The sequence below is a fragment of the Acinetobacter sp. AB03 genome, assembly GCF_058107045.1.
The window spans coordinates 1639723-1651743 of record NZ_JBUEBA010000002.1 but is presented as its reverse complement, the minus strand read 5'-3'; the positions used below and the strand labels follow the sequence as shown (position 1 = coordinate 1651743).

The following is a 12021-nucleotide window of genomic DNA, read 5'->3' as shown; positions in this document are numbered from 1 at the left end:
TTTAATCTTGTGAAAAATGCACATACCGATCCCTTCAAACTGTCAAAGTTATGTATACATGACAGTTAAAGAAAATTATCTAATCAATTTTTTTAGGTAAAATTCTTAAGAAAAAATTTATTATTATTCATAACACCACTAACAGCCACATAAAAACAAGAATTTAATAAATTATTCTTCCAATTTTTTTAGATTTAGTGTTATTAAAGTCTGCATCACACCAAACATGATCCGCAGACTGAATATTTTAGGTCTTAAAAAGATAATCTTTAAAATAAAAAATAACGCTGAGCCATTGGTAATACCTCTGCTGGCTCACAAGTTAAATGCACGCCATCTGCCCGTACTTCGTAAATTTCTGGATCAACTTCCATCACTGGTGTATAGGTATTGTGCTTCATGTCAGCTTTGGAAATATTACGCGTGTTTTTACATGCAGAAATGATTTTCTTCAGACCTAATTTTTCCGCTACGCCATTGTTAATTCCTGCCTGAGACAAGAAGGTAATACAGGTGTTATGTGCACCGCGCGCATTTGCGCCAAACATTGGACGGTAATGCACAGGCTGTGGTGTTGGAATGGACGCATTGATGTCACCCATTGGTGCTGCTGCAATCATACCGCCTTTAATAATCATGGCAGGTTTAACACCAAAAAATGCAGGTTTCCACAGCACCAAGTCTGCCAGCTTGCCTTCTTCGATCGAGCCGACTTCATGACTTAAACCATGGGTAATCGCTGGATTAATTGTATATTTCGCAATATAACGTTTAACCCGCTGATTATCGGTATGTGGCGTATCACCTTCTAGCGGTCCACGCTGCACTTTCATTTTATGTGCGGTTTGCCATGTACGAATAATCACTTCGCCCACACGCCCCATTGCCTGTGAATCAGACGACATCATGGAAATTGCGCCCAAATCTTGCAAAATATCTTCCGCGGCAATGGTTTCACGACGAATTCGACTTTCGGCAAATGCAACATCTTCTGAAATCGCAGGATCTAAATGATGACATACCATCAGCATGTCCAAATGCTCATCAATGGTATTAACCGTATATGGGCGCGTCGGATTGGTTGAAGATGGCAACACGTTGGCCTGACCAATAGCTTTTAAAATATCAGGCGCATGACCACCACCTGCACCTTCAGTATGATAGGTGTGAATGGTACGCTGTTTAAATGCCGCCAACGTTTCTTCTAAAAAGCCGCTCTCGTTTAAAGTATCAGTATGAATTGCGACTTGCACATCATATTCATCCGCGACAGTCAAACAGTTATCAATGGCAGCAGGGGTTGAACCCCAATCTTCATGCAGTTTTAAACCCACCACACCTGCTTCAATCTGCTCGCGGACAGGATCGGGCAAACTCAAATTTCCTTTGCCCAATAGCCCAATATTCATAGGTAAATCATCGATGGCTTGCAACATGGTCGCAATATGCCATGGTCCCGGTGTCACTGTGGTTGCGGATGTCCCTGCTGCTGGACCTGTTCCGCCACCAATCATAGTGGTTGTACCTGACATGAGTGCAGTTTCTACCTGTTGCGGGCAAATCCAGTGAATATGCGTATCGATGCCACCTGCAGTGAGAATTTGACCTTCCCCTGCAATCACTTCCGTGGCAGCTCCCAACGGAATGGTAATATTGGGTTGTATATCTGGATTCCCTGCCTTGCCAATTTTCCAGATACGACCATTCTTTATAGCGACATCAGCTTTCACAATGCCCCACCAATCGACAATAAGTGCATTGGTAATAACGGTATCAGCAACATCATCTGCCAACAATTGGGACTGTCCCATGCCATCTCGAATGACTTTACCACCACCGAATTTAACTTCTTCACCATAAGTGGTCAGGTCTTGTTCGACTTCAATAAACAGTTCCGTGTCCGCCAAGCGAACACGATCTCCTACTGTTGGTCCGAACATTTCCGCATATGCACGACGTGACATTTTCATCATAGATTACTCTAAATTCTTAAAAGATTTTGATGGCCCGACTTAGTCAAGTTTCCCCATCACTCGACCCGCAAAGCCATACACTTCACGCTTTCCAGCTAGTGCCACCAACTCGACATCTCGGTTCTGACCTGGCTCAAAACGTACTGCGGTGCCTGCTGCAATATTCAAACGGTAGCCTTTGGCACGCTCGCGCTCAAATTGCAAAGCATCATTGGCTTCATAAAAGTGAAAATGTGAACCAATTTGAATCGGTCGATCCCCAGTATTCGCAACCGTTATTTTTAGGGTTTCACGTCCAACATTTAACTCAATATCGCGATCTGGCGTAATTACTTCACCTGGAATCATCTTTATTCCTTATTGTTCTTTACATAATCGGTTGATGTACAGTCACCAGTTTTGAGCCATCTGGAAAGGTTGCTTCAACTTGGACTTCAACAATCATTTCTGCAATGCCATCCATCACATCATTGCGGCTCAGTAAAGTCGTGCCGTAGTGCATCAACTCGCTTACGCTCATGCCATCGCGTGCACCTTCAAGCAAGGCAGCAGAAATATACGCAATCGCTTCAGGATAATTCAGCTTTAAACCACGTGCTTTACGGCGCTCTGCAACCAAGCCCGCGGTAAAAATTAAAAGTTTGTCTTTTTCTGTTGGATTTAATTCCATATCTTTTACCTATTTAAACGTGGAGATGCTTCGCTCATGAGCTATACATTACCAAAAATCGTTGTGTCATTTGGTCTTGAAATTACAGGCTAAAATGACTTTATGTTCTCCAAATACGAGGAAATTCTTCATCCAGATCGTACCAATAGCGTCTTAATCTAGCTCTGATAGCAGCAAAAGCATCATGACATTGCCGAACATCATTCCCCAAATAGCGCGCACAAACTACATCATCCAAAACCGTTAAGGTGACGGGTACATCCATACGCATCATCAGTTCACGGATTAAATCCAGATGCTCTTCTAAATCTAGACTGGCACGATATTGCACGGGAGGCACGGCCCAGAAACTTCCCATCACAGATTGACCATGCATGCCTAGGCATGAACTTAACCAACGGTCATTTCCCTTAAAACTTAAGGTATCGGCAACCAACAAAGTCTGATTACGAAACAGTTTGAACATGTTGATATAGGCACCATCACTAAATTGCTCTTCACGTGCTTGGCGACCAATCACCAACATGTCCCAACCAATAAAACTGGCTGCCTGATCCAAATGGATGATGGTTTCTGAATGCGCATTCGCACCATTAAACAGCATGGTTTCTTGCGGCAGCCATTCAAAAATAGCATCAGCATTCAAACAAATATTGATATGCTGATAGGCCTTTTTACCATTGGTTTTGTACCATTTACCTGCGCCCGGGGTGGTCACTAAGGCATGAGCCTGCGCATCGACAGACATATCAAAAGTCAGGTGATCCCCACCCGCAATGCCCGCAGGTGGATGCACAATAATGGCATGGCAAACCCCTGTTTTTTCAGGCCAAAGCATTTTTTGTACCCGAACAGGACCATAATGTTTGCGGTGATGTAACACCGTGCATTCAGGCTCTTTTTGAGCCTGAAAGCCGAGTTCCAACTTGGCAAACCATAATTGGGCATCATGCGTTCGACTGACGGTTAAATCCTGCATGCTTCCTCTGCGTGATGAATACCAATAATCTGGTGTGCTGAAACTTGTTCATCAAAATGACCTGAATATCATTAAGCCAAACCAATCAATGCAACAACTGCAGCAATTCCACCGACAATTTTCTTACCATGTGGCACATATTTTTGTACCAAAGCGCCTAAACCCAATCCACCTGCGTAGATGCAAGACATTGCAACAACCATGCCGAAGACTAAACCGATCACATGACCTGAATGACTCAATTCGGCACCATGCGCCATGCCATGAAAACTTGCTAAAACCATGGTCGCAACTGCAAACAGTCGATTGGCTTTGGTCCATAGGGCAATGGCAAGAACAGATAAGGAGAAAACAATGCCGTATTCAGCAATATTCGCAGAAACCATATGCAATTGTCCAAGGCTAAAACCTGCAATCATGGCAATAACTAAACCCAACAATCCACCTACTTTCCAACGATTAGCCGCTGACCACAGCAGCACACCAAAAGCGATCGCCATCGTGAGGTGATCAATTCCAGTAAAGGGATGAATAAAGCCCGTTAAAAAACTATTCTGTTGTTCATGACCAGGATGTGCCATTGCCCACATTGGAAAAGCTGCGGCGAAAGTGGCTAAAGTTCTTTTTAAATAAGTCATTGTGTTTCCCCGAATTACGCTTTGAATAGACCTTGTTTTTCAATGAACGAAATAATAATTTCCAGACCTTCTTTGGTTTTCATATTGCTAAACAAGAACGGCTTATCCCCACGCATGCGTTTAGCATCTTGGTCCATTACACTTAAATTTGCTCCGACCATAGGTGCCAAGTCTGTTTTATTGATAATCAACAAATCAGATTTGGTAATGCCCGGACCACCTTTACGTGGAATCTTTTCTCCCCCTGCCACATCAATCACATACAAGGTTAGATCTGAAAGCTCAGGACTAAACGTCGCCGCCAAATTATCCCCACCACTTTCAATAATAATCAGCTCAAGTCCATCAAACTTTTCACATAAATCATCAATTGCCGCGAGGTTAATAGACGCATCTTCACGAATGGCGGTATGCGGGCAACCACCCGTTTCTACCCCGACAATACGCTCTGGAGACATGGCTTCATTGCGGGTTAAAAAGTTTGAATCTTCTTTGGTATAAATGTCATTGGTGACGACCGCCATATTATATTTTTCACGTAAGGCCTGACATAAATTCAAGGTAAGTGCCGTTTTACCTGACCCGACTGGTCCACCAATTCCTACACGTAATGGGCTACGTTGTGACATGTTTTTTCCTCTTAAGATTATGATCTGAATAGTCTTGAATATTGGGTCTCGTGGTGCATACTCAGCATGGCATATTGCGGTAAGGCACTACTGATTTCAGTGTCTTGCAACGCCAGTGCACGCGTAATTGCTGCGGGAATAAGCGCATGTAAATACCACAAAATACGCTGACCACTCATTTGCCCAAGCGGTACGGTTTTGACTGCCGCCAAGACCTGATTTTCTAAAACGGTAAAGGTATAAGCCGTGAGTACTTCTGTTTGATTTAGCCCCAAGGTGCCACACAGGCTGCCATACGCAGGAACAAAGCCCAACTGTTTTTTCACTTTGACGGGTTGCTTTAATACGTCTCTAATCCATGCATTTAAAGAAAATGCCAACTGTTTCGATTCCGCCAGTAACTCCTTACTCTCACGACTGGCGCGATAAAAGTTTGCCCAGTAAGTAAAATTTTCTTCGTCATCACTGTATTGCATTAAACGTTTCAGCACAGGCAACTCAAAACGAACCAAGAGCATTTCCAGCACTTCTTCAAAATAAGCAATGCTGGAGGCTTCATCATGAATCAGCCCTCGATCAATGGCACTTTCCACGCCTTGCGAATAGCAATATGCCCCTATCGGCAATGCTGTTGATGACAAAGTCAACAAGCTGAGCAGTTGAGATGGATTAGTGATGGACATGATGTAAAGTCTTGATTGGGCTTAAGCGATGGTCATGTTGATGTTGTGCATAGGCACCGCTTTCAGGTTCAAAAGGATGATCTACCTCTGCAACGTTTAATCCCAAACCCAGCACCATTTCAGCCAGTACATGATCTGGTTCGAAATATAATGCTGTTGGCGTCAACATTAAGGGAACGTGACGATTACCGAGATGATATGCCGCTTTTAATAAATCAAATTCTTGCTGAGCCAAAACTTTCATCAGTTTTTCTGGTTTCGCTTCAACTTTAAGAATATTTCCACTCTCCGTCGCAATATATGACCCACTGCGTAAAATGCCTGTACGCGGCAAATCTGCACCAATATCTACCCCATTTTTTAAAGTTGCACGAAAACGGCTCTTTTGGCGCGTATCGAAAGTCAGCTCAATGACATCAAAGTCACAATATTCTGTAACTACTTCTAATCGTTGAGTATAAATTTCCATTTTTTCTCCATGCTTGACTTTGTTTTAGGACTGCTTTTGATCCAAATTGATTCAAAATATAAATCGCTTTCACAAAATGCACCACCCCAACGTTCAAAGCAATTATTGCGCCAATTTTTCTACATACACCACATTTAAGCGTATATATTGCTCAGAAACTCCAAATGAAAACTTCAAGAAAATATGATTTCTCATTTAAATGATGTCAGGACATTTAAGACAAAAATAGCAGCTGTCGGATTATTCGAGATGGATGTTGTATCCACTCTTTGGATTAGAATAGATTTTCCCGCACTTTTTCTAGAGTTTTCCCCAATAAATATTAAAAAACCCTGATGCAAAATCATCAGGGTTATTGATTTGATCGAAATTCAGCTTATTAAAAAGCAGATATCTGAAAAATCATTTATTTTTCCAAAGTCTTACATAGAGAACAAATAACACCTTTGTGCTTATGTGAATACATAATATCAGGTCTTTCATAATCTTCATCACATGACACACAATGATAAACTGTTGCTATAGGTAGCCCAGTAGCATCATAACGTGGTTCTTTTACCCCATCATCTGTAGCTTTAATATAATATTTTCCTTTCGTAATTAAACCCATGATTGGGGTCAAAACAAAGCCCAAAATCAGAGCAATTAAAGGTGAATATGGCATTAGAAATTCACCCAACATGCCAAAAAAGGTTGCAATGGAGACTCCTGCAGCGACAAGAAATGACACCATACCTACTGGGTTTATATTATAAAGCATATCACGGCGATATTCTGGTTCTTTTGGAGAGAGTTTCAGTAAGTATTTATTCACTGTGATATCAGTCGCTACAACCACAACCCATGCAATGGCAAAATTAGAATAAAAACCTAAAATCTTACCAAGCACTGCGAACATATTACCTTCCATCAACGCAAGAGCAATTGCAAGGTTAACCAATACAAATACAATACGACCTGGATAATGCTTGCTGATACGTGTATAAGCACTGGTCCATGCCAATGAACCCGAATATGCATTTGTTACATTAATCTTGATTTGTGAAATAACAACCAAAATTACCGCTAAAGTAAGTGCAAACCAACCTGGAAGCATATCATGGAAAGCTGCGTTAAACTGTTGTACAGGTTCCGTGCTATCCACCCCAGGAATTTTAGTCAGCAAATAAAAACCAAGGAAAGCACCAATAATTTGTTTGATTGCGCCTAGAATTACCCAACCTGGACCCGCTGAAATAACAGCTATCCACCACGATTTGCTATTTTCTTTAGTTTTTGCAGGCATAAAACGTAGGTAATCAATTTGTTCACCAATTTGCATAATTAAAGATAGACAAATTCCAGCACCCAACATAATTGCAGCCACATCTATTGCTGCAAAACCACCATTTCCAGCATAAGCAGCGAATTGACTTACAAGCTCAGGTTCTTGATAAATCAAATAAGCAACAGGGCCAATCATTAAGATCAACCAGATAGGTGTGGTCCAAACTTGTAAAGTACTTAAGGCTTTCATCCCATAAATAACCAATGGAATAACCATAATAGTAGAAATGAGATAGCCCATCCATAAAGGAATTCCGAGCCCAAGCAATAAGCCTTGAGCCATGATAGAACCTTCGAGAGCGAAGAAAATAAAAGTAAAACTTGCAAAAATAATACTCGTCAGTACCGATCCAAAATATCCAAAACCAGCACCACGCGTAATCAGATCTAAATCGATATTATAGCGAGCTGCATAATAAGCTAATGGAAGACCTGTTAAAAAGATAATAAGTGCAGCAAATAAAATAGAAAAAATGGCATTCGTTGTCCCATATGTCATACCAATGCTAGCACCAATCGAAAAGTCTGCCAGATATGCAATACCTCCTAATGCCGTAATTGCGACGACTTTAGGACTCCAACGACGGAAACTATATGGAGCATAACGTAAAGTATAGTCTTCAAGTGTTTCGTTTGCAGCAGAAGATGGCTTTTCAATAAAAGTATCTTGCATAGGTTGATTTTGCATACCAAAAAATATCTCTGAGTTTCATACTTCTCACCAAAAAGCAAAATTAATGCCAACTTTTAATTTTTCTATCAAATTTTTAGGATTTAGCCCAACATGCTACAATCATATTGTTTTATAAGCATAATCTATTCAACATATATATCGTGTCGTACATACCTAGCTGATCACGACTGACTGTACTAAAACTTTGCAACCGCCAAAACTTTTCTGCCGCAGGTAAAAATGGATCCGTATGCAAATATAAATGCTGAATATTTTGTTGCTGTGCATATGCAAATAACAACTGGCAAAGCTCTGTCGCGATTCCCTGTCTACGATACTCAGGCAATACAAAAATCAATTGCTTGGTTTCCTGTTTATACTCTTCCACAGGAACTAACCAAATTCTCTTTAACGCTTGTAGCTCTTCCGATGTTTCATGATCCATTTCACAAAGGCCTTTAACTGCTTCTTTTTCTAAAATCATGCGCAAATCAAACAGCTCATTATAAAATTTAAAATCCAAGGGTTTGACTTCCCACCCCCTACGGAAATGTACATTAACGTAGTCTTCTTATTCTAAGCGATACAAGGCCTGACGAATGGGGGTACGGCTAATTTCCTATTTTTCTGAAATATCTGATTCAGTAAAACGTTGTGCAAGTTTAAGCTGAAAACGGCTTTGTTGCACAAACCTACCGATAAGGTCTTATTCCGCAGTATAATTCCTAGATGAATAAACCTACACCCAAAATCTTTCGTACAACTAATTGGTCCACATATAAGCGCGCCTTAATTAATCGAGGCAATATTTCCATTTGGTTTGATCCTTTGACTCAATGGTATGCTCATCCATAAGCAAAACATGGACGAAATCAAACTTATTCCGATACGGCTATTCAATGCTGCTTAATGATCAAATCTTTATTTAAATTGTCTTTGCGTATGGTCACAGGCTTTGTCCAAAGTCTGATTAAGCATTGTGGCTGAGCTGCCCCGAATATCAGTGATATTCGTACTTCACACTGTGCAGAAGACAAATGCATATCGATGTTGCAATTGGCTATGAAAAAAGTAGTGGAGGTCTCCGTCTACTCGTAGACTCTACTGGCCTAAAGTTTTTAGGTGAAGGTGAATGGAAGCGTAAGAAACATGGATCTGAATATCGCCGCCAATGGCGTAAGCTTCATAATAGTATCGATGCTAAAACCCTTCAAATACGTGTTGTACAACTCACCGCAAATAATGTCAGTGATTCACAGGTACTGGAAGACTTACTTGCTCAAATCCCTTTAGATGAACAAATCGATTCTGTCTATACAGAGATGGTGCTTATGACACAAAACGATGCCGTCAGGTCATTGCAGATCGGCAAGCGTATGCAGTGATTCCACCTAGAAAAAATGCAAAGCCCTGGAAAGATATAAAAGCTCATTCACGAGAGCGAAATGGACTCCTTCGAACGGTTAAACGTTTGGGCAGGACACTCTGTAAAAAATGGTCAGGCTATCATCGGCGAAGTCTGGTTGAAACCAAGATGCATTGCATTAAATTATTAGGCGATAAACTCTGCTCAAGGAATTTTGATAGTCAAGTGAATGAGATTCATGCACGCGTAGCTGTCTTTAATAAATTCACAGAATTAGGTCGCCCTCATACCCAAGTTGTCACTTAAATATGAGTAGGTATGGGAGATTTTATTTTTAAATATTTGTGCAACAAAGCCGTTTTTAACCAAACCTAGTACACTGGTTTCCTGACCTTGTACATATTTTCCGGTACGCTTGGCATAGCCATTTAAAATTAGAGTGTGATCATGATCTGCAGTTATCACAATCAAGGTATTTTTTAATTCAGGGTCACTTTGTTGAAGTTTTTTAATGGTTGCATCCAAAGCCTCATTTAGGGCAATCGTATCCTGTAATGCACGCTTAGCATTAGTGTCATGTAAAGCATGGTCTATACGCCCACCTTCAACCATCAGGAAAAAACCATTTTTATTTTGGGTTAGAATGTCCAAAGCGGCCAACGTCATTTGCTTTAAGCTAGGTTCAGGCAAGTTTTTTTTGGTTCGATTTAAGTCATAACTTAAATTGCTAGTATTAAACAAACCCAATAATTTTTCGTTCTTTCCTAACTTCATCTGGAAGAGTTGAGTTTGATCATAGACTATTCGATAGCCTGCTTGTTGCATTTCTGCGATCGAATTACGTTAGTCTATCCGTTCTCCCCCTTGATCTTTCGGCAGAAATTGACGCTTACCCCCGCCTAGAATCACATCAACCCCATCTTTTAATTTGACGTTATAACGCTGATAAATATCGCCTTGCGAACTTGGTACTAATGGGGATGCTATGTCATTTTCAGCATCACGATGACAAATATGGGCATAAGTCGATGCTGGTGTAGCATGCGTAATACGAGTTGTTGTGACTACCCCGGTACCCCAACCTCGTGCTTTGGCCAATTCGAGTAAAGTTTGGGTGTCTTGCTTATTCTGATTCTGAGGATTGGTTCCACATTGATGATTTCCACCCTGATTTAGTTCTACTGCAATTGTTCCAGTCTGTATGGATATCACTTCATTTTTCATTTTTACACCTGTCATATAGGCCCCCATCGATGGTGCGCTATCTGTAACCTGTGCATCTTTTGAGAAAGTACGAACAAATGCTGACCCTGGCAGTTGATCTATCGGCAGTTGGCCATCTTCACCAACAGTATAAATTCGTGCAGCTGTTAGTGTCGTGATACCCATTCCATCTCCCAAGAAAAAAACCACACGTTAAGGCTGTTTTGATGGTTGTACTGAAGTAGAAGTTGATTGAACTAAAGCAGGACTTTGACAGCCCGTCAAAATAACTGTGCCCAAACTACAGCATGCCAAACTTATTAATTTTTTATTAAATTTTTTCTTATGCCAAAGCATTGCATCGACTCATCTTAGGATGGTCGAAAAATACGCTTTAAATATTCAATTTACATAACAAATTTATGAAAATATTATTATGACTACTTATATAAATTTTCCTAATTGCAAAAAATAGTGTAGCAACTTGCTACACTATTTTTTTTACTTTATTTTTCTAACATTCGTTTTAGGAAAGCTTCTAATTCTTGTAAATTTTGATCATCAAATTGTCCGATTTTTAAAGATACCTTTAATGTATTATGGTCAAATTTGATATTACCAGCAACTTTCCCATCATATTCAATTTTATGTACAATTGAAGTTTGAATTACTTCTTTCGTTTCTCTTGACTTAAAGATTTTTTCAGCTAGTGATGCGAGTTTTGTCTGTTCAACTTCTTTTTTAAGCAATTTTGACCATGCTTCGAATAATGCTTCTTTAGCATTTTCATGGTTTTCATCATGATCTGATAGAAACTTTTTCACTGCTGTAGCAGCGGTCCGTGCTAATAATGAGGGCTGTTTTTCCAAATCTTCAATCAACTCTTCAGGTAATTTTTCAAAAGATAAATATTTATACATATCTTCACGATTCATACCTAATGACTTTGCTAACTTCTGCTTATTTTTTTTTAATTTTTCATCCAAAGAAGTTAATCCAACATATATTTCATAATCTGTCAGATCTTCTCGCTTTAAATTTTCAGCTAATGTTAATAAAGCAACTTCTTCATCCGATGCATCAATAATGATTACTTCAATGGTGTTCTTATTGAGAAATTGGTGGGCTTTCATTCGTCTTTCACCAGCAATCAACTCATATTTATCATTTATTCTACGAACTGCAATTGGTTGTAATAGCCCAATTTCCTCAATTGATGCTGCTAAATCTTCAATATCTTGTTGATTAAAGAGTTTTCGAGGCTGGTTAGGGCTAGCCTGAATATCTGTAATTTGTACATTACGTCTTAGCTCTTTGACATCATTAATATGCTCTTTTTGGGCATGTTGGTGCTTTTGAGTATTTTGCTGAAGACGTTTAGCCAATATCTCTTTATTACTTACCATAGTATT

Annotated in this window: 11 protein-coding genes and 2 pseudogenes; 1 reads left to right on the top strand and 12 read right to left on the bottom strand. The window is 40.0% G+C overall.

Translation table 11 applies throughout. The annotated features are described in order from the left end of the window. Positions 1 to 269 precede the first annotated feature (269 nt). The 10 genes from ureC to ACY3FQ_RS08350 all read right to left on the bottom strand — a co-directional run bounded on the left by ureC (position 270) and on the right by ACY3FQ_RS08350 (position 8524). Positions 270 to 1970: an urease subunit alpha gene (gene ureC / locus ACY3FQ_RS08395; RefSeq protein ID WP_125274932.1), complete on the bottom strand. Its 1701-nt coding sequence runs from the start codon at positions 1968 to 1970 to the stop codon at positions 270 to 272. A 42-nt stretch (positions 1971 to 2012) separates the two neighbouring features. Continuing rightward, positions 2013 to 2321 carry an urease subunit beta gene (locus ACY3FQ_RS08390; protein ID WP_125274927.1) on the bottom strand — a complete coding sequence of 103 codons (309 nt, stop codon included), beginning with the start codon at positions 2319 to 2321 and terminating at the stop codon, positions 2013 to 2015. Between the two features lie 19 nt (positions 2322 to 2340). Further along, positions 2341 to 2643, bottom strand: coding sequence for an urease subunit gamma (gene ureA / locus ACY3FQ_RS08385; RefSeq protein WP_000422459.1), 303 nt, complete (start codon positions 2641 to 2643; stop codon positions 2341 to 2343). Positions 2644 to 2743: 100 nt separating this feature from the next. Next, positions 2744 to 3622: an urease accessory protein UreD gene (locus ACY3FQ_RS08380; protein ID WP_125274928.1), complete on the bottom strand. Its 879-nt coding sequence runs from the start codon at positions 3620 to 3622 to the stop codon at positions 2744 to 2746. A gap of 71 nt (positions 3623 to 3693) precedes the next feature. Then, positions 3694 to 4260 (bottom strand): HupE/UreJ family protein, encoded by a 567-nt coding sequence (locus ACY3FQ_RS08375; RefSeq protein ID WP_004637157.1) that lies wholly within the window; start codon positions 4258 to 4260, stop codon positions 3694 to 3696. A 14-nt stretch (positions 4261 to 4274) separates the two neighbouring features. Beyond that, complete coding sequence (ureG, locus tag ACY3FQ_RS08370) at positions 4275 to 4889, bottom strand: urease accessory protein UreG (RefSeq protein WP_005100598.1); 615 nt, start codon at positions 4887 to 4889, stop codon at positions 4275 to 4277. Positions 4890 to 4906: 17 nt separating this feature from the next. Beyond that, positions 4907 to 5572 carry an urease accessory protein UreF gene (locus ACY3FQ_RS08365; RefSeq protein WP_002083800.1) on the bottom strand — a complete coding sequence of 222 codons (666 nt, stop codon included), beginning with the start codon at positions 5570 to 5572 and terminating at the stop codon, positions 4907 to 4909. Further along, positions 5559 to 6041, bottom strand: a complete 483-nt coding sequence (gene ureE, locus ACY3FQ_RS08360) for an urease accessory protein UreE (protein ID WP_125274929.1) — start codon at positions 6039 to 6041, stop codon at positions 5559 to 5561. The genes ACY3FQ_RS08365 and ureE overlap by 14 nt, the downstream gene beginning before the upstream one ends. A 406-nt stretch (positions 6042 to 6447) precedes the next feature. Continuing rightward, on the bottom strand, positions 6448 to 8055 hold the full coding sequence (locus ACY3FQ_RS08355; protein ID WP_005100602.1) for a purine-cytosine permease family protein: 1608 nt from the start codon (positions 8053 to 8055) through the stop codon (positions 6448 to 6450). Positions 8056 to 8170: 115 nt separating this feature from the next. After that, positions 8171 to 8524 (bottom strand): GNAT family N-acetyltransferase, encoded by a 354-nt coding sequence (locus ACY3FQ_RS08350; protein WP_171455683.1) that lies wholly within the window; start codon positions 8522 to 8524, stop codon positions 8171 to 8173. 245 nt (positions 8525 to 8769) lie between these two features. On the opposite strand from ACY3FQ_RS08350, the pseudogene ACY3FQ_RS08345 reads away from it, so the two are divergent. Beyond that, positions 8770 to 9712 (top strand): annotated as a pseudogene (locus ACY3FQ_RS08345) (IS5 family transposase). Here ACY3FQ_RS08345 and ACY3FQ_RS08340 read toward each other — a convergent pair. Then, positions 9689 to 10819 (bottom strand): annotated as a pseudogene (locus ACY3FQ_RS08340) (alkaline phosphatase); the annotation flags it as partial. The pseudogenes ACY3FQ_RS08345 and ACY3FQ_RS08340 sit on opposite strands and share 24 nt — an antisense overlap. 296 nt (positions 10820 to 11115) lie before the next feature. Further along, positions 11116 to 12015, bottom strand: a complete 900-nt coding sequence (locus tag ACY3FQ_RS08335; protein WP_000254416.1) for a ParB/RepB/Spo0J family partition protein — start codon at positions 12013 to 12015, stop codon at positions 11116 to 11118. Positions 12016 to 12021 lie beyond the last annotated feature (6 nt).

What these genes read in the sequence shown, in the direction of transcription:
- ureA (WP_000422459.1), bottom strand. Translation starts at nt 2,643, where the DNA reads ATGGAATTAAATCCAACAGAAAAAGACAAACTTTTAATTTTTACCGCG.
- ureC (WP_125274932.1), bottom strand. Translation starts at nt 1,970, where the DNA reads ATGAAAATGTCACGTCGTGCATATGCGGAAATGTTCGGACCAACAGTA.
- ACY3FQ_RS08375 (WP_004637157.1), bottom strand. Translation starts at nt 4,260, where the DNA reads ATGACTTATTTAAAAAGAACTTTAGCCACTTTCGCCGCAGCTTTTCCA.
- ACY3FQ_RS08335 (WP_000254416.1), bottom strand. Translation starts at nt 12,015, where the DNA reads ATGGTAAGTAATAAAGAGATATTGGCTAAACGTCTTCAGCAAAATACT.
- ureG (WP_005100598.1), bottom strand. Translation starts at nt 4,889, where the DNA reads ATGTCACAACGTAGCCCATTACGTGTAGGAATTGGTGGACCAGTCGGG.
- ACY3FQ_RS08365 (WP_002083800.1), bottom strand. Translation starts at nt 5,572, where the DNA reads ATGTCCATCACTAATCCATCTCAACTGCTCAGCTTGTTGACTTTGTCA.
- ACY3FQ_RS08390 (WP_125274927.1), bottom strand. Translation starts at nt 2,321, where the DNA reads ATGATTCCAGGTGAAGTAATTACGCCAGATCGCGATATTGAGTTAAAT.
- ACY3FQ_RS08355 (WP_005100602.1), bottom strand. Translation starts at nt 8,055, where the DNA reads ATGCAAAATCAACCTATGCAAGATACTTTTATTGAAAAGCCATCTTCT.
- ACY3FQ_RS08380 (WP_125274928.1), bottom strand. Translation starts at nt 3,622, where the DNA reads ATGCAGGATTTAACCGTCAGTCGAACGCATGATGCCCAATTATGGTTT.
- ureE (WP_125274929.1), bottom strand. Translation starts at nt 6,041, where the DNA reads ATGGAAATTTATACTCAACGATTAGAAGTAGTTACAGAATATTGTGAC.
- ACY3FQ_RS08350 (WP_171455683.1), bottom strand. Translation starts at nt 8,524, where the DNA reads ATGATTTTAGAAAAAGAAGCAGTTAAAGGCCTTTGTGAAATGGATCAT.